The organism is Streptomyces sp. CB02366 (genome assembly GCF_001905905.1).
Classification (GTDB): Bacteria; Actinomycetota; Actinomycetes; order Streptomycetales; family Streptomycetaceae; genus Streptomyces.
Map to the genome: position 1 here is coordinate 969,591 of NZ_LIVT01000001.1, position 16,985 is coordinate 986,575.

Sequence of the window (16,985 nt, forward strand, 5' to 3'; positions counted from 1 at the left end):
CGCGCGGGCTACCGCACGAAGACCCCCGCCTGGCTCGCCAGGTCCAGGAAGTACTGCGGGGCCAGCCCCAGCACCAGGGTGACGGCGACGCCGACCGCGATCGTCGTCATGGTCAGCGGGGACGGGACGGCGACCGTGGGGCCGTCCGCCTTCGGCTCGCTGAAGAACATGAGGACGATCACGCGGATGTAGAAGAACGCCGCGACGGCCGAGGAGATCACACCGACGACGACCAGCGCCCCGGCCCCGCCCTCGGCGGCCGCCTTGAACACCGCGAACTTGCCCGAGAACCCGGAGGTCAGCGGGATGCCCGCGAAGGCCAGCAGGAACACCGCGAAGACCGCCGCGACCAGCGGCGAGCGGCGGCCGAGCCCGGCCCACTTCGAGAGGTGGGTGGCCTCCCCGCCGGCGTCCCGCACCAGCGTGACGACGGCGAACGCGCCGACCGTCACGAAGGAGTAGGCCAGCAGGTAGAAGAGGACCGAGGAGATGCCCTCCGGGTTGGCCGCGATGACGCCCGCGAGGATGAAGCCCGCGTGCGCGATCGAGGAGTAGGCCAGCAGCCGCTTGATGTCGGTCTGGGTGATCGCGACGATCGCACCGGCCAGCATGGTGACGATGGCCACCGCCCACATGACCGGCCGCAGGTCCCAGGTGAGGCCCGGCAGCGCCACGTACAGCAGGCGCAGCAGCGCGCCGAACGCGGCGACCTTCGTCGCGGCGGCCATGAAGCCGGTGACCGGGGTCGGGGCGCCCTGGTACACGTCCGGGGTCCACATGTGGAACGGAACCGCGCCGACCTTGAAGAGCAGACCGGTCAGGATCATCGCGCCGCCGATGAGCAGCAGCGCGTCGTTGCCCATGGTGTCGGCGAGGGCCGGGTCGATCTCCAGGACCGAGCCGTCGACGACGTTGGCGATCTCGGCGTACGACAGGGAGCCCGCGTAACCGTAGAGGAGGGCGATCCCGAAGAGCAGGAACGCCGAGGAGAACGCGCCGAGGAGGAAGTACTTCACGGCCGCCTCCTGCGACATCAGCCGCTTGCGGCGGGCGACGGCGCACAGGAGGTAGAGCGGGAGCGAGAAGACTTCCAGCGCGATGAAGAGGGTCAGCAGGTCGTTGGCGGCCGGGAAGACCAGCAGCCCCGCCACCGAGAACAGCAGGAGCGGGAAGACCTCGGTGGTGGTGAATCCGGCCCGCACCGCGGCCTTCTCGCCCTCGCCGCCGGGTACGGCCCCGGGCTGGGCGGCGAACGAGTCGACGCGGTTGCCGTCGCTGCCGGGGTCGAGCCGGCGTTCGGCGAAGGTGAACACCGCCACCATGGCGACCAGGAGGATGGTGCCCTGGAGGAACAGGGTGGGGCCGTCGATCGCGATGGCGCCCATGGCCGCGATCTGCGCCTTCGTGGTGCCGTACCCTCCGGCGGCGAGGCCGACGATCGCGGCGAACGAGGCGGCGACCGCCACCACGCTCAGGAAGAGCTGGGAGTGGTAGCGGGCCCGGCGCGGCACGAATGCCTCCACCAGGATGCCCAGGACGGCCGCGATCACGATGATCAGGACCGGCATGAGCTGGGTGTACTCGATCTCCGGCATGGTGAACGAGTTGCCCGGCGCCGCCGATGTCACCCCGCTCGCCGTCGTCCACAGATCGTGGACAGCTGTTGCGCTCACTTGGCGGCCTCCACCTCGGGCTGGGGGTCCTTCTTCTGTACGTCGGACATGGTGTGCTCCACCGCCGGGTTCACGACCTCGGTGAGCGGCTTCGGGAAGACGCCGAGGAAGATCAGCACGACGATCAGCGGCACCGCGACCGCCAGCTCCCGGGCCTTGAGGTCCGGCATGGACCGGACCGACTCCTGGACCGGACCGGTCATCGTGCGCTGGTAGAGGACCAGGACGTAGAGCGCGGCGAGCACGATGCCGGAGGTGGCGACGACGCCGGCCACCGGGTACGCGCTGAACGTGCCGACCAGGACCAGGAACTCGCTGACGAACGGGGCGAGTCCGGGCAGCGACAGGGTGGCGAGCCCGCCGATGAGGAACGTCCCGGCCAGCACGGGGGCCACCTTCTGCACCCCGCCGTAGTCCGCGATGAGCCGCGAGCCGCGCCGGGTGATGAGGAAGCCGGCGACCAGCAGCAGCGCGGCCGTCGAGATGCCGTGGTTGACCATGTAGAGCGTGGCGCCCGACTGCCCCTGGCTGGTCATCGCGAAGATGCCCAGGATGATGAAGCCGAAGTGCGAGATCGAGGCGTAGGCGATGAGCCGCTTGATGTCGCGCTGGCCGACCGCCAGGAGCGCTCCGTACACGATGGAGATCAGCGCCAGGGTGATGACCACCGGCGTCGCCCACTTGCTGGCCTCCGGGAAGAGCCCGAGGCAGAAGCGGAGCATCGCGAACGTGCCGACCTTGTCGACGATCGCGGTGATCAGCACGGCGACCGGGGCGGTCGCCTCGCCCATCGCGTTGGGGAGCCAGGTGTGCAGCGGCCACAGCGGGGCCTTCACCGCGAACGCGAAGAAGAACCCGAGGAACAGCCACCGCTCGGTGCTGGTCGCCATCTCCAGGGAGCCGTCGGCGCGGGCCTGCGCGATCTCGGAGAGCGAGAAGCTGCCCGCGACCACGTAGAGGCCGATGACGGCGGCCAGCATGATCAGGCCGCCGGCCAGGTTGTAGAGGAGGAACTTGACCGCCGCGTACGAGCGCTGGGTGGCGGCGCTCTCGTCGGTGCCCGCGTGGGCCCGGTCGCCGAAGCCGCCGATGAGGAAGTACATCGGGATGAGCATGGCTTCGAAGAGGATGTAGAAGAGGAAGACGTCGGTGGCGACGAACGACAGGATCACCATGGCCTCGACCATGAGGATCAGGGCGAAGAAGCCCTGCGTCGGACGCCATCGATACGGCTTCGTCTCGTTGGGGTATCCCCTGCTCGAACGGGGCTGAGAGCTTGGGGACGGGTCGGCGTCGTGCCAGGCGGCCACGATGACGAACGGGATCAGCAGCGCGGTGAGGCCGAGGAGCGCCACCCCAATGCCGTCCACGCCCAGTTCGTAGCGGACGCCGAAGTCCGCGATCCAGGCGCGGGACTCGGTGAGCTGGTAGCGGTCGCCGCCCGGTTCGAAGCGGAGGAAGACGACGGCCGCCAGGACGAGCGTGCCGAGCGAGAAGATCAGCGCGAGCCATTTGGCCGCGGTGCTCCGCGCGGCGGGGACGGCGGCGGTGGCGATCGCGCCGATCGCCGGGAGCGCCGCCGTCGCGGTCAGGAGGGGAAAGGACATGGGATCAGACCGCCCTCATCAGCAGGGTCGCGGCGATGACGACCGCCGTACCGCCGAACATCGAGACCGCGTAGGTGCGGGCGTAGCCGTTCTGGAGCTTGCGCATCCGTCCGGAGAGCCCGCCGACCGAAGCGGCCGTGCCGTTGACGACGCCGTCGACCAGGGAGTGGTCCACGTAGACCAGCGAGCGGGTGAGGTGCTCGCCGCCGCGGACCAGGACCACGTGGTTGAAGTCGTCCTGGAGGAGATCGCGGCGGGCGGCCCGGGTGAGGACCGAGCCGCGCGGGGCGACCGCCGGGACCGGCTTGCGGCCGTACATCGCCCAGGCGATCCCGACGCCGACGACCAGGGCCACGACGGTGGCGCCGGTGACGGTGGCCGCGCTCAGCGGGGAGTGCCCGTGGTCGTAGCCGGTGACCGGCTTCAGCCAGGTGATGAACCGGTCGCCGATCGCGAAGAACCCGCCCGCGAAGACCGAGCCGAAGGCCAGCACGATCATGGGGATCGTCATCGACTTCGGGGACTCGTGCGGGTGCGGCTCGCGGCCCTCGGCGTCCGGCTGCCAGCGCTTCTCGCCGAAGAACGTCATCAGCATCACGCGCGTCATGTAGAACGCGGTGATCGCGGCGCCCAGCAGGGCGACGGAGCCGAGGATCCAGCCCTCGGCGCCGCCCTTGGCGAAGGCCGCCTCGATGATCTTGTCCTTGGAGAAGAAGCCGGACAGGCCGGGGAAGCCGATGATGGCCAGGTAGCCGAGGCCGAAGGTGACGAAGGTGACCGGCATGTACGTCCGGAGGCCGCCGTACCTGCGCATGTCGACCTCGTCGTTCATGCCGTGCATGACGGAGCCCGCGCCGAGGAAGAGCCCGGCCTTGAAGAAGCCGTGCGTCACCAGGTGCATGATCGCGAAGATGTAGCCGACGGGGCCGAGGCCCGCGGCCAGGATCATGTAGCCGATCTGCGACATCGTCGAGCCGGCGAGGGCCTTCTTGATGTCGTCCTTCGCGCAACCGACGATCGCACCGAAGATCAGCGTGACCGCGCCGACGATGACGACGACCAGCTGGGCGTCCGGGGCGGCGTTGAAGATCGCGCCGGAGCGGACGATGAGGTAGACGCCGGCGGTGACCATGGTCGCGGCGTGGATGAGGGCGGAGACCGGGGTCGGGCCCTCCATCGCGTCGCCGAGCCAGGACTGCAGCGGCACCTGGGCCGACTTGCCGCAGGCGGCCAGCAGCAGCATCAGCCCGATGGCCGTCAGCTTGCCCTGGCTCGTCTCGCCCGCCGACTCCAGCACCGGCCCGAAGGCGAAGGTGCCGAAGGTGGTGAACATCAGCATGATGGCGATCGACAGGCCGACGTCGCCGACCCGGTTGACCAGGAACGCCTTCTTCGCGGCGGTGGCCGCGGTGGGCTTGTGCTGCCAGAAGCCGATGAGCAGGAACGACGCCAGACCGACGCCCTCCCACCCGACGTACAGCAGCAGGTAGTTGTCGGCGATGACCAGGATGAGCATCGCCGCGAGGAACAGGTTCAGGTAGCCGAAGAAGCGGCGCCTGCGCTCGTCGTGCTCCATGTAGCCGATGGAGTAGATGTGGATGAGCGTGCCCACACCGGTGATGAGCAGGACGAACGTCATCGACAACTGGTCGAGCTGGAAGGCGATGTCGGCCTGGAAGCCCTCCACCGGGATCCAGCTGAACAGGTGCTGGTGCAGGGCCCGGTCCTCGGCGCCCTTCCCCAGCATGTCGGTGAAGAGGATCAGTCCGACGACGAACGAGGCGGCGGCGAGGGCGGTGCCGAGCCAGTGGCCCGTCCGGTCCAGCCGGCGGCCGCCGCAGAGCAGGACCGCCGCTCCGAGCAGGGGCGCCGCGACGAGCAGCGCAATCAGGTTCTCCACGTTTCCGACCCCTTACAGCTTCATCAGGCTGGCGTCGTCGACCGAGGCCGAGTGGCGGGAGCGGAACAGCGACACGATGATCGCGAGTCCGACGACGACTTCCGCGGCGGCGACGACCATCGTGAAGAACGCGACGATCTGCCCGTCGAGGTTGCCGTGCATCCGGGAGAACGTGACGAGCGCCAGATTGCAGGCGTTGAGCATCAGCTCGACGCACATGAACACCACGATCGCGTTCCGCCGGATCAGCACCCCGGAGGCGCCGATCGCGAACAGCAGGGCCGCGAGGTAGAGGTAGTTGACCGGGTTCACTGGGCGGCCTCCGAATTCTCCGCCGCGGAGGCGGGGCCGGCCCCGCGCGCCACGGCGTCCGCGTCCTCGCGTCCGAGCCGTTCCCCGGAGCGCTGCTCCAGCGCCTTGAGGTCGGCGAGGGCTTCGCGCGAGACGTCGCGGACCTGGCCGCGCTCCCGCAGCGTCTGCATGACGGTCAGCTCGGACGGGGTGCCGTCGGGGAGCAGACCGGGGATGTCCACCGCGTTGTGCCGGGCGTAGACGCCGGGGGCGGGGAGCGGCGGAAGGTGCTTGCCCTCGCGGACCCGCTGCTCGGCCATCTCCCGCTGGGTCCTGGCCCGCTCGGTGCGCTCGCGGTGCGTGAGCACCATCGCGCCGACGGTGGCGGTGATCAGCAGGGCGCCGGTGATCTCGAAGGCGAAGACGTACTTGGTGAAGATGAGGTTGGCCAGGCCCTCGACGTTGCCCCCGTGCCGGGCGTTGGCGGCGCCCAGGCCGTTGAAGGTGGAGAGGGAGGCGTGGCCGATGCCGGCGATCAGCAGGACGCCGAAGCCGAGGGCGCACCCGAGGGCCATCCAGCGCTGCCCCTTCAGGGTCTCCTTGAGGGAATCCGCCGCGGTGACGCCGACGAGCATGACGACGAAGAGGAACAGCATCATGATCGCGCCGGTGTAGACGACGATCTGGACGACGCCCAGGAAGTACGCCCCGTTGGCGAGGTAGAACACCGCGAGGACGATCATGGTGCCGGCGAGGGAGAGCGCGCTGTGCACGGCCCTCTTCAGCAGGACCGTGGAGAGCGCGCCGATCACGGCGACGGTGCCCAGGATCCAGAACTGGACGGCCTCCCCGGTGGAGGTGGCGGTGGCTGCGGCCAGCGCGTTCACGCCTCCACCCCCTTGCCGGGGCGGGTGGCGTCGGCGGCCCGGGTGGACTCCACGGGGTCCTCGTCGAGCTTGTCCGGCTCGCCCCGGGAGACGGCCGGCTGGGGGACCGTGCCGGGGGCGGCCTCGGTGACCAGGCCCCGGTAGTAGTCCTGTTCGTCCATGCCGGGGTAGATCGCGTGCGGGCTGTCGACCATGCCTTCCTCCAGGCCCGCGAGCAGCTCGTCCTTGGTGTAGATGAGGCTCTCGCGGGTGGTGTTGGCCAGCTCGAACTCGTTCGTCATCGTCAGCGCGCGGGTGGGGCACGCCTCGATGCACAGCCCGCACAGGATGCAGCGCGCGTAGTTGATCTGGTAGACGCGGCCGTAGCGCTCGCCCGGGGAGTAGCGCTCCTCCTCGGTGTTGTCCGCGCCCTCCACGTAGATCGCGTCGGCGGGACAGGCCCAGGCGCACAGCTCGCAGCCGACGCACTTCTCCAGGCCGTCCGGGTGGCGGTTGAGCTGGTGGCGGCCGTGGAAGCGGGGCGCCGTCACCTTCGGCGTCTCCGGATACTGCTCGGTGAGCCGCTTCTTGAACATGGCCTTGAAGGTCACGCCGAAGCCGGCCACGGGGTTCTGGAACTTCTCCCCCGATCCCTCCGCCCGGCCCGAGGACCCAGCGGCTCCCGATGAGCCCGTGAGCTCTGGTTTCTCAGACACCGCCGGCCTCCTTTCCGTCACTCGCGTTTCCGTCACTCTGAGTATCCGGCCCACCACTGACAACGAGCTCCCGCTCGCGTCGCGGAGTGCGCCTGGGCACCGGCGGCAGGGTCTGGCCGGGCAGCGGCGGCACCGGGAACCCGCCCGCCATCGGGTCGAAGGCGGGCTCCGGTCCGGCCGCCTCGGCCTCGGTCCGGTTCTTCCGGTCGCGGAACATGTCGACGACGAAGGAGACCAGCAGGACCGCGATCACGGCCGCCCCGACGTACAGCACGATCCGGGAGAAGTCGTAGCCCTCGTTGCGCAGCGCGCGGACGGTGGCGACGAGCATCAGCCAGACCACGGAGACCGGGATGAGGACCTTCCAGCCGAGCTTCATCAGCTGGTCGTAGCGGACGCGCGGCAGGGTGCCGCGCAGCCAGATGAAGAAGAACAGCAGCAGCTGGACCTTGAGGACGAACCAGAGCATCGGCCACCAGCCCTGGTTCGCGCCCTCCCAGAAGGTGCTGACCGGGTAGGGGGCGCGCCAGCCGCCGAGGAAGAGGGTCACGGAGACCGCGGAGACGGTGACCATGTTGACGTACTCGGCGAGCATGAACATCGCGAACTTGATCGAGGAGTACTCGGTGTTGAACCCGCCGACGAGGTCGCCCTCGGACTCCGGCATGTCGAACGGCGCGCGGTTCGTCTCCCCGACCATCGTGATGATGTAGATGATGAAGGAGACCGGCAGCAGGACGACGAACCAGCGGTCCGCCTGCGCCTCCACGATCGCCGAGGTCGACATCGACCCGGAGTAGAGGAAGACGGAGGCGAACGCGGCGCCCATCGCGATCTCGTAGCTGATCATCTGGGCGCAGGAGCGCAGACCGCCCAGGAGCGGGTACGTCGATCCGGAGGACCAGCCCGCCAGGACGAGTCCGTAGATGCCGACCGAGGCGACCGCGAGGATGTACAGCATCGCGATCGGCAGGTCGGTGAGCTGCATCGCCGTACGGTGGCCGAAGATCGACACCTGGTTGTCGGCGGGGCCGAACGGGATGACCGCGATCGCCATGAACGCCGGGATCGCCGCGACGACCGGCGCCAGGACGTAGACGACCTTGTCGGCCCGCTTGACGATGAGGTCTTCCTTCAGCATCAGTTTGACGCCGTCGGCGAGCGACTGGAGCATCCCCCAGGGGCCGTTGCGGTTGGGGCCGATGCGCAGCTGCATCCAGGCGACGACCTTGCGCTCCCACACGATGGAGAACAGCACGGTCACCATCAGGAACGCGAAGCAGAAGACCGCCTTGACGACCACCAGCCACCAGGGGTCGGTGCCGAACATCGAGAGATCCTCGGCGGCGAGGACGACGCCCTCGGGCGCCGTCGTGAGTGCGGCGAGGCCAGTCACGCTCGTACCTCCGATGGTTCGACGGGAGCGCCGGGTGCGGCGGCCGGGCCGATCCGCACCAGGCCGCCCGGGTTCACGCCGGTGTCGGCGGGGATGCCGCGTCCCACCGAGTTCAGCGGCACCCAGACCACCCGGTCCGGCATGTCGGTGACGGCGAGGGGAAGTTCGACGGTCCCGGCCGGGCCGGTGACGGCGAGCGGGTCGCCGTCCTCGACGCCGGTCTCGGCGGCGGTGGCCGGCGACAGCCGGGCGACGGCCGCGTGCCGGGTCCCGGCGAGGGCGGTGTCGCCCTCCTGGAGCCGGCCGAGGTCGAGCAGCATGCGGTGGCCCGCGAGGACGGCCTCGCCGTCGCCGGGGCGGGGCAGCGGCCGGGCGCCCTCCCGCGGGTCGTCCGCGCGCCCGCCCTCCCAGCCGCCGAGCCGGTCCAGCTCGCGGCGGGCGGAGGCCAGGTCCGGCAGGGCGAAGTGCACGTCCATGGCGTCGGCCAGCATGTGCAGCACCCGCAGGTCGGTCGGGGCGAGCGTCCGGGTCATCTGCTCGGGCTTGAGCGCCGCCTCGAACATCCGGACCCGGCCTTCCCAGTTGAGGAAGGTGCCGGACTTCTCCGCGACGGCGGCGACCGGGAAGACCACGTCGGCGCGGGCGGTGACCGCGCTCGGCCGCAGCTCCAGGGAGACCAGGAAGCCGACCTCGTCCAGCGCCCGCAGGGCCCGGTCCGGGTCGGGCAGGTCCTCGACGCCGACCCCGGCGACGAGCAGCGCGCCCAGTTCGCCGGTGGCCGCGGCCTCGACGATCTGGCCGGTGTCGCGGCCGTGGCGGGAGGGCAGTTCGGCCAGCCGCCACAGCGCCGCGATCTCGTCGCGGGCGCGCGGGTCGGTGGCCGGACGGCCGCCGGGCAGCAGCGTGGGCAGGGCGCCCGCCTCGATCGCGCCCCGGTCGCCCGCCCGGCGCGGGATCCACACCAGGCGTGCGCCGGTGGCGGCGGCGGTGCGGATCGCGGCGGACAGGGCGCCGGGCACCCCGGCCAGCCGCTCGCCGACGATGATCAGGGAGTGCTCGGCACGCAGCGCCTCGGCCGCCGCGGCCCCTTCGGCCTCCAGGCCGACGCCGCCCGCGAGCGCGTCGAGCCATTCGGTCTCGGTGCCGGGTGCGGCCGGCAGCAGGGTGCCGCCCGCCTTCACCAGGCCCCGGGTGGCGTGCGAGGCGAGCGCGAAGGTCTTCTGGCCGCCCTTGCGGTGGGCCTTGCGCAGCCGGAGGAAGACGCCGGGGGCCTCCTCCTCGGACTCGAACCCGACGAGGAGGACCGCCGGGGCCTTCTCCAGCGCGGTGTACGTGACGCCCTCGCCGTCCAGGTCCAGACCGCGTCCGGCGACCCGGGCGGCCAGGAAGTCGGCCTCCTCCGCGCTGTGGACGCGGGAGCGGAAGTCGATGTCGTTGGTGCCGAGGGCGACGCGGGCGAACTTGCTGTACGCGTAGGCGTCCTCGACGGTGAGCCGGCCGCCGGTCAGGACGCCGGTACGGCCGCGGGCGGCGAGGAGCCCGGCCGCGGCGGCTTCCAGCGCCTCGGGCCAGCTCGCCGGTTCCAGTACGCCCTCGGCGTTGCGGACGAGCGGGGTGGTGAGGCGGTCGCGCTGCTGGGCGTAGCGGAAGCCGAACCTCCCCTTGTCGCAGATCCACTCCTCGTTGACCTCGGGCTCGTTGGCCGCGAGGCGGCGGACGACCTTGCCGCGCCGGTGGTCGGTGCGGGTGGCGCAGCCGCCCGAGCACTGTTCGCACACCGAGGGGGTGGACACCAGGTCGAAGGGGCGGGAGCGGAACCGGTACGCCGCCGAGGTGAGCGCGCCGACCGGGCAGATCTGGATGGTGTTGCCGGAGAAGTACGACTGGAAGGGGTCGCCCTCGCCGGTGCCGACCTGCTGGAGCGCGCCGCGCTCGATCAGCTCGATCATCGGGTCGCCCGCCACCTGGTTGGAGAACCGGGTGCAGCGGGCGCAGAGCACGCACCGCTCGCGGTCCAGGAGCACCTGGGTGGAGATCGGGACGGGCTTCTGGAAGGTCCGCTTCTTCCCCTCGAACCGGGAGTCGGCGTCGCCGTGCGACATCGCCTGGTTCTGGAGCGGGCACTCGCCGCCCTTGTCGCAGACGGGGCAGTCCAGCGGGTGGTTGATCAGCAGCAGCTCCATCACCCCCTTCTGCGCCTTCTCGGCGACGGGAGAGGTGATCTGCGACTTGACGACCATGCCGTCGGTGCAGGTGATGGTGCAGGAGGCCATCGGCTTGCGCTGGCCCTCGACCTCGACGATGCACTGGCGGCAGGCGCCGGCGGGGTCGAGGAGCGGGTGGTCGCAGAAGCGCGGGATCTCGATGCCGAGGAGTTCGGCGGCGCGGATGACCAGGGTCCCCTTGGGGACGCTGATCTCGATGCCGTCGATGGTCAGCGTGACGAGGTCCTCGGGCGGGATGGCCGCCTCGCCGCCCCCGGAGGGCGCACTCGTGGTGACTGTCATGCGTTCACCCCCCGGTGAGCGTTCTTGCCGTCGGTGTTCTTGTCGTCGGCCCAGGCCGTGGACCGGGCGGGGTCGAAGGGGCAGCCCTTGCCGGTGATGTGCTGCTCGTACTCCTCGCGGAAGTACTTCAGCGAGGAGAAGATCGGCGAGGCCGCGCCGTCGCCGAGCGCGCAGAACGACTTGCCGTTGATGTTGTCGGCGATGTCGTTGAGCTTGTCGAGGTCGGCCGTCTCGCCCTTGCCGGCCTCGATGTCGCGGAGCAGCTGGACGAGCCAGTAGGTGCCTTCGCGGCAGGGTGTGCACTTGCCGCAGGACTCGTGGGCGTAGAACTCGGTCCAGCGGGTGACGGCCCGCACGACGCAGGTCGTCTCGTCGAAGCACTGGAGCGCCTTGGTGCCGAGCATGGAACCGGCGGCTCCGACGCCCTCGTAGTCGAGGGGGACGTCGAGGTGCTCCTCGGTGAACATCGGGGTGGAGGAGCCGCCCGGGGTCCAGAACTTGAGCCGGTGGCCGGCCCGCATGCCGCCGCTCATGTCGAGGAGCTGGCGGAGCGTGATGCCGAGCGGGGCCTCGTACTGGCCGGGACTGGTGACGTGGCCGCTGAGCGAGTAGAGCGTGAAGCCCGGGGACTTCTCGCTGCCCATCGACTTGAACCAGTCCTTGCCCCGGTTGAGGATCGCGGGAACCGAGGCGATGGACTCGACGTTGTTCACCACGGTGGGGCAGGCGTACAGACCGGCGACCGCGGGGAAGGGGGGCCGCAGCCGGGGCTGGCCGCGCCGTCCTTCGAGGGAGTCGAGCAGCGCGGTTTCCTCACCGCAGATGTACGCACCGGCGCCGGCGTGCACCGTGAGTTCCAGATCGAGTCCCGAACCGAGGATGTCCTTCCCCAGGTAGCCCGCCTCGTACGCCTCCCGGACCGCCTCGTGCAGCCGTCGCAGCACGGGGACGACCTCACCGCGGAGGTAGATGAACGCGTGCGACGAGCGGATCGCGTAGCAGGCGATCACGATGCCCTCGATGAGGCTGTGCGGGTTGGCGAAGAGGAGCGGGATGTCCTTGCAGGTGCCCGGCTCCGACTCGTCGGCGTTGACGACGAGGTAGTGCGGCTTGCCGTCGCCCTGGGGGATGAACTGCCACTTCATCCCGGTGGGGAAGCCGGCGCCGCCTCGTCCGCGCAGACCGGAGTCCTTGACGTACGCGATGAGTTCGTCGGGGTCCATGGCGAGCGCCTTGCGCAGGCCCTCGTACCCCTCGTGGCGGCGGTAGGTCTCCAGGGTCCAGGACTCGGGCTGGTCCCAGAAGGCGGAGAGGACGGGGGCGAGCAGTTTCTCGGGGCTCGTCCCGTTGTGGATCTCGGCGGCCAAGGTCATCACTCCCCCTCCTCGGCTGCGGGCCCGGCCGGGTGCTCCGGGTCGGAGGCCGAGGTCTGCTGCGGTGCGTCGTGCGAGCTGAGGTGCTCGGACGGCGAAGGGTCGTGCGGCGGGGCGCTCTGGGGCTGCCCGGCGCGCGGGGAGACGACGCGCGCCTTCGGCAGCGCCTCGCCCTTGGCGAGTTTGAGCCCGACGAGGGAGGCGGGTCCCGCGCCGCCGGTCGCCTCGACGGCGCCGGGGCGTTCGTCGGGGAAGCCGGCCAGGATGCGGGCGGTCTCCTTGTAGGAGCAGATCGGCGCGCCCCGGGTGGGTTCGACGGTGCGTCCGGCGATCAGGTCGTCGACGAGCCGCGTGGCGCTCTCGGGCGTCTGGTTGTCGAAGAACTCCCAGTTGACCATCACGACGGGCGCGAAGTCGCAGGCGGCGTTGCACTCGATGTGTTCGAGGGTGACCTTGCCGTCCTCGGTGGTCTCGTTGTTGCCGACCCCGAGGTGCTCCTTGAGCGTGTCGAAGATGGCGTCGCCGCCCATGACCGCGCAGAGCGTGTTGGTGCAGACGCCGACCTGGTAGTCGCCGCTCGGCCTGCGCCGGTACATGGAGTAGAAGGTGGCGACGGCGGTGACCTCGGCGGTGGTGAGGTCGAGCGTCTCGGCGCAGAAGGCGATGCCCGTGCGGGAGACGTACCCCTCCTCGGACTGCACGAGGTGCAGCAGCGGCAGGAGGGCGGAGCGGCTGCCGGGGTAGCGGGCCAGCACCTCCTTCGCGTCCGCGTCGAGCCGGGCGCGCACCTCGGCCGGGTAGGGGGCGGCGGGGAGCTGCGGCATCCCCAGACTGACGTCTTGGCGTGAGGTGGTCACCGGTCGACGCCTCCCATCACGGGGTCGATGGACGCGACGGCGACGATGACGTCGGCGACCTGGCCGCCTTCGCACATCGCCGCCATGGCCTGCAGGTTGGTGAACGACGGGTCGCGGAAGTGGACCCGGTAGGGGCGGGTGCCGCCGTCGGAGACGACGTGCACGCCGAGTTCGCCCTTGGGGGACTCGACGGCGGTGTAGGTCTGGCCGGGCGGGACCCGGAAGCCCTCGGTCACCAGCTTGAAGTGGTGGATCAGGGCCTCCATGGAGGTGCCCATGATCTTCCGGATGTGGTCGAGCGAGTTGCCGAGTCCGTCCGGGCCGAGGGCGAGCTGGGCGGGCCAGGCGATCTTCTTGTCGGCGACCATGACCGGCCCCGGCTCCAGGCGCTCGATGCACTGCTCGATGATCCGCAGCGACTGGCGCATCTCCTCCAGGCGGATGAGGAAGCGCCCGTAGGAGTCGCAGGTGTCGGCGGTCGGGACGTCGAAGTCGTACGTCTCGTAGCCGCAGTACGGGTCGGTCTTGCGCAGGTCGTGCGGGAGTCCGGCGGAGCGCAGCACGGGGCCGGTGGCGCCGAGCGCCATGCAGCCGGCGAGGTCGAGGTAGCCGACGTCCTGCATGCGGGCCTTGAAGATGGGGTTGCCGGTGGCGAGCTTGTCGTACTCCGGCAGGTTCTTCTTCATGGTCTTCACGAACTCGCGCAGCTGGTCGACCGCGCCCGGGGGCAGGTCCTGGGCGAGGCCGCCGGGGCGGACGAACGCGTGGTTCATGCGCAGTCCGGTGATCAGCTCGAAGAGGTCGAGAACCAGTTCACGATCGCGGAAGCCGTAGATCATGATCGTGGTCGCGCCCAGCTCCATGCCGCCGGTGGCGATGCAGACCAGGTGCGAGGAGAGCCGGTTGAGCTCCATCAGCAGGACGCGCAGGACGGTGGCCCGGTCGGGGATCTGGTCCTCGATGCCGAGGAGCTTCTCGACGCCCAGGCAGTACGCCGTCTCGTTGAAGAACGGCGTCAGGTAGTCCATGCGCGTGACGAAGGTGGTGCCCTGCGTCCAGCTGCGGAATTCGAGGTTCTTCTCGATGCCGGTGTGGAGGTAGCCGATGCCGCAGCGGGCCTCGGTGACGGTCTCGCCGTCGATCTCCAGGATGAGGCGGAGCACGCCGTGCGTGGACGGGTGCTGGGGGCCCATGTTGACGATGATGCGTTCGTCGTCGGACTTCACCGCGGACTCGACGACCTCGTCCCAGTCGCCGCCGGTGACCGTGTAGACGGTCCCTTCGGTCGTGGCACGGGGTGTTGCATGGGGAGTGGTCATCAGGAGTACGACCTCCGCTGGTCCGGAGCCGGGATCTGGGCGCCCTTGTACTCGACGGCGATGCCGCCGAGCGGGTAGTCCTTGCGCTGCGGGAAGCCCTGCCAGTCGTCCGGCATCATGATCCGGGTGAGGGCCGGGTGCCCGTCGAAGACGAGCCCGAAGAAGTCGTACGCCTCGCGCTCGTGCCAGTCGTTGGTCGGGTAGACCGCGACGAGCGACGGGATGTGCGGGTCGCTGTCCGGGGCGGAGACCTCCAGCCGGATGATCCGGCCGTGGGTGAGCGAGCGCAGGTGGTAGACGGCGTGCAGCTCGCGGCCCTTGTCGCCGGGGAAGTGGACGCCGCTGACGCCCGTGCAGAGTTCGAAGCGCAGGGCGGGGTCGTCGCGCAGGGTGCGGGCGACCTGGACCAGGTGCTCGCGCGCGATGTGGAAGGTCAGCTCGTCGCGGTCGACGACGGTCTTCTCGATGGCGTTCTCGGGGAGGAGGTCCTGTTCCTCCAGGGCTCCTTCGAGTTCGTCGGCCACCTCGTCGAACCAGCCGCCGTACGGCCGCGAGGCGGCTCTCGGCAGGGTGATGGTGCGGATGAGACCGCCGTAGCCGGAGGTGTCGCCGCCGTTGTTCGCGCCGAACATGCCCTTGCGGACGCGGATGACCTCGCCGCCGGTGTCGCGCGGGGCGGGTACGGCGTTGTTCTCGCCGTTGGCGTCGGTGTTCTCGGTCACCGGAGCAGCCCCTTCATCTCGATCAGGGGCAGTGCCTTGAGGGCCGCTTCCTCCGCCTCGCGGGCGGCCTCCTCCGCGTTGACCCCGAGCTTGGTGCCCTGGATCTTCTGGTGGAGCTTGAGGATGGCGTCCATCAGCATCTCGGGACGTGGCGGACAACCCGGCAAATAGATATCGACCGGAACAATGTGATCAACACCCTGCACAATGGCGTAATTGTTGAACATACCGCCCGATGACGCGCAAACCCCCATGGAGATGACCCACTTGGGATTCGGCATCTGGTCGTAGACCTGCCGGAGGACGGGCGCCATCTTCTGGCTCACCCGCCCCGCGACGATCATCAGGTCGGCCTGGCGCGGCGATCCGCGGAAGACCTCCATCCCGAACCGGGCGAGGTCGTAGCGGCCGGCGCCGGTCGTCATCATCTCGATGGCGCAGCAGGCCAGTCCGAACGTGGCCGGGAAGACGGAGGACTTCCGCACCCAGCCCGCGGCCTGCTCGACCGTGGTCAGAACGAAGCCGCTCGGCAGTTTCTCTTCGAGTCCCATGGTGTGCCCCTCAGCCCCTCAGTCCCATTCCAGGCCGCCGCGACGCCATACGTACGCGTAGGCGACGAAGACGGTGAGCACGAAGAGCAGCATCTCCACGAGCCCGAAGATCCCCAGGGCGTCGAACGAGACCGCCCAGGGATAGAGGAAGACGATCTCGATGTCGAAGACGATGAAAAGCATCGCCGTCAGGTAGTACTTGATCGGAAAGCGGCCGCCTCCGGCGGGAGTCGGGGTGGGTTCGATGCCGCACTCGTACGCTTCGAGCTTTGCCCGGTTGTACCGCTTGGGGCCGATAAGCGTGGCCATGACCACGGAGAAGATCGCAAACCCTGCCCCGAGGGCGCCGAGCACGAGGATGGGCGCGTAGGCATTCACGCTCCTCGCTCCTTCCAGTCGTCCTTGACCTGTGGACCGCATCGGGCGACCGGCTCGCCGCCTCACCAAGATCGTGCACATGTGAGGCAGTTCACAAGCCCGACTGCCCCGCATCCTATGCCTGGCCGCCTGTGATCTGCGACACGGGGTGAGGTAACGACTTTGTGATCTCCACCACCTGACGAAGGATCATGAAGTCGTATGAGCGGTGATCTTCGTACGCGAAGCGGCCGAGTGATCACGAGAGGTGACATTCGACGGTGTTACCGCTGGTCAAAGACGTGGTGCGCTATCAATGGACGGCCCCTACAAGCAAATTGGCGATGGATACCCTCGGGGTGATAAGGGGACCGCTCACCCCTCGCGCGCACGCGAGCGAGGGGCGTCGGGGGCCGATGGGGACATGTGCCCGCATTCACGAAGTTCCGGGGCGGTGCCTCGCGGGGCCCGGGCGGGCGCTTCGAAGAAGTACGGGCCAGTACGTCACGAACACCGGGATGCTCGGCTCACGGACGGTTCGGTCGCGCGGTTCACAGGCGGCCCGGTCGCGCGGTGCACGGCCGGCCCGGTCGCGCTTCACCGGTCATCCGGTCGCGCGCTTCACGGGCGGTCAGGCGGCGCTCCTCACGGACGGTTGGGCCGGCGCCGACCACCCCTCCACCGTCGGCCGCCCCCGCCGACGGACGGGCCGGGGTCGCGACGCGGGCCGCACCGGCGCGGGTTGCCCGCACCCACCGACCTGTGCTGTGACCTGCACCACTCGTCATCGCCCTGCGGGAAAGCGGGCTTGGCCATCGGTCTGAACGAGTGGTAGGCGAGGGGCAATTCG

The 16,985-nt window shown here is 69.9% G+C and carries 14 protein-coding genes; all 14 read right to left on the minus strand.

Annotated elements, in window-relative coordinates:
• Positions 1–8: 8 nt before the first annotated feature.
• Genes nuoN through AMK24_RS04360 form a run of 14 tightly spaced genes read right to left on the minus strand, consistent with a single transcriptional unit; the run spans position 9 to position 16,156 of the window.
• Positions 9–1,673: an NADH-quinone oxidoreductase subunit NuoN gene (gene nuoN, locus AMK24_RS04295; protein ID WP_199876358.1), complete on the minus strand. Its 1,665-nt coding sequence runs from the start codon at positions 1,671–1,673 to the stop codon at positions 9–11.
• Positions 1,670–3,280 carry an NADH-quinone oxidoreductase subunit M gene (locus tag AMK24_RS04300; RefSeq protein WP_073765059.1) on the minus strand — a complete coding sequence of 537 codons (1,611 nt, stop codon included), beginning with the start codon at positions 3,278–3,280 and terminating at the stop codon, positions 1,670–1,672. The genes nuoN and AMK24_RS04300 overlap by 4 nt, the downstream gene beginning before the upstream one ends.
• 4 nt (positions 3,281–3,284) lie before the next feature.
• Positions 3,285–5,180, minus strand: a complete 1,896-nt coding sequence (gene nuoL, locus AMK24_RS04305) for an NADH-quinone oxidoreductase subunit L (RefSeq protein ID WP_073765061.1) — start codon at positions 5,178–5,180, stop codon at positions 3,285–3,287.
• Between the two features lie 12 nt (positions 5,181–5,192).
• A complete protein-coding gene (gene nuoK / locus AMK24_RS04310; RefSeq protein ID WP_007451729.1) occupies positions 5,193–5,492 on the minus strand; it encodes an NADH-quinone oxidoreductase subunit NuoK in 300 nt (99 codons plus the stop codon).
• Entirely contained in the window at positions 5,489–6,358 is an 870-nt protein-coding gene (locus AMK24_RS04315) for an NADH-quinone oxidoreductase subunit J (protein WP_073765063.1), read from the minus strand. Before AMK24_RS04315 ends, nuoK begins: the two co-directional genes overlap by 4 nt.
• Positions 6,355–7,053: an NADH-quinone oxidoreductase subunit NuoI gene (nuoI, locus tag AMK24_RS04320; protein ID WP_073765065.1), complete on the minus strand. Its 699-nt coding sequence runs from the start codon at positions 7,051–7,053 to the stop codon at positions 6,355–6,357. Before nuoI ends, AMK24_RS04315 begins: the two co-directional genes overlap by 4 nt.
• On the minus strand, positions 7,046–8,449 hold the full coding sequence (nuoH, locus tag AMK24_RS04325) for an NADH-quinone oxidoreductase subunit NuoH (protein ID WP_073765067.1): 1,404 nt from the start codon (positions 8,447–8,449) through the stop codon (positions 7,046–7,048). Before nuoH ends, nuoI begins: the two co-directional genes overlap by 8 nt.
• Positions 8,446–10,956 carry an NADH-quinone oxidoreductase subunit G gene (locus AMK24_RS04330; RefSeq protein ID WP_073765069.1) on the minus strand — a complete coding sequence of 837 codons (2,511 nt, stop codon included), beginning with the start codon at positions 10,954–10,956 and terminating at the stop codon, positions 8,446–8,448. Before AMK24_RS04330 ends, nuoH begins: the two co-directional genes overlap by 4 nt.
• A complete protein-coding gene (nuoF, locus tag AMK24_RS04335) occupies positions 10,953–12,329 on the minus strand; it encodes an NADH-quinone oxidoreductase subunit NuoF (protein ID WP_073765071.1) in 1,377 nt (458 codons plus the stop codon). The genes AMK24_RS04330 and nuoF overlap by 4 nt, the downstream gene beginning before the upstream one ends.
• Positions 12,329–13,153, minus strand: a complete 825-nt coding sequence (gene nuoE / locus AMK24_RS04340) for an NADH-quinone oxidoreductase subunit NuoE (protein WP_073765073.1) — start codon at positions 13,151–13,153, stop codon at positions 12,329–12,331. The genes nuoF and nuoE overlap by 1 nt, the downstream gene beginning before the upstream one ends.
• Positions 13,154–13,182: 29 nt before the next feature.
• Positions 13,183–14,505 carry an NADH-quinone oxidoreductase subunit D gene (locus tag AMK24_RS04345; RefSeq protein WP_073765075.1) on the minus strand — a complete coding sequence of 441 codons (1,323 nt, stop codon included), beginning with the start codon at positions 14,503–14,505 and terminating at the stop codon, positions 13,183–13,185.
• Positions 14,505–15,227 (minus strand): NADH-quinone oxidoreductase subunit C, encoded by a 723-nt coding sequence (locus tag AMK24_RS04350; protein ID WP_073765077.1) that lies wholly within the window; start codon positions 15,225–15,227, stop codon positions 14,505–14,507. The genes AMK24_RS04345 and AMK24_RS04350 overlap by 1 nt, the downstream gene beginning before the upstream one ends.
• Complete coding sequence (locus AMK24_RS04355) at positions 15,224–15,778, minus strand: NuoB/complex I 20 kDa subunit family protein (protein ID WP_030112935.1); 555 nt, start codon at positions 15,776–15,778, stop codon at positions 15,224–15,226. The genes AMK24_RS04350 and AMK24_RS04355 overlap by 4 nt, the downstream gene beginning before the upstream one ends.
• Positions 15,779–15,796: 18 nt before the next feature.
• A complete protein-coding gene (locus AMK24_RS04360) occupies positions 15,797–16,156 on the minus strand; it encodes an NADH-quinone oxidoreductase subunit A (RefSeq protein ID WP_003967084.1) in 360 nt (119 codons plus the stop codon).
• Positions 16,157–16,985 lie beyond the last annotated feature (829 nt).

Bases quoted from the DNA above. Each gene is read 5' to 3' on its own strand.
- AMK24_RS04300 (WP_073765059.1), bottom strand. From the start codon at position 3,280: ATGTCCTTTCCCCTCCTGACCGCGACGGCGGCGCTCCCGGCGATCGGC.
- nuoF (WP_073765071.1), bottom strand. From the start codon at position 12,329: ATGACCTTGGCCGCCGAGATCCACAACGGGACGAGCCCCGAGAAACTG.
- AMK24_RS04355 (WP_030112935.1), bottom strand. From the start codon at position 15,778: ATGGGACTCGAAGAGAAACTGCCGAGCGGCTTCGTTCTGACCACGGTC.
- AMK24_RS04345 (WP_073765075.1), bottom strand. From the start codon at position 14,505: ATGACCACTCCCCATGCAACACCCCGTGCCACGACCGAAGGGACCGTC.
- AMK24_RS04330 (WP_073765069.1), bottom strand. From the start codon at position 10,956: ATGACAGTCACCACGAGTGCGCCCTCCGGGGGCGGCGAGGCGGCCATC.
- nuoE (WP_073765073.1), bottom strand. From the start codon at position 13,153: ATGCCGCAGCTCCCCGCCGCCCCCTACCCGGCCGAGGTGCGCGCCCGG.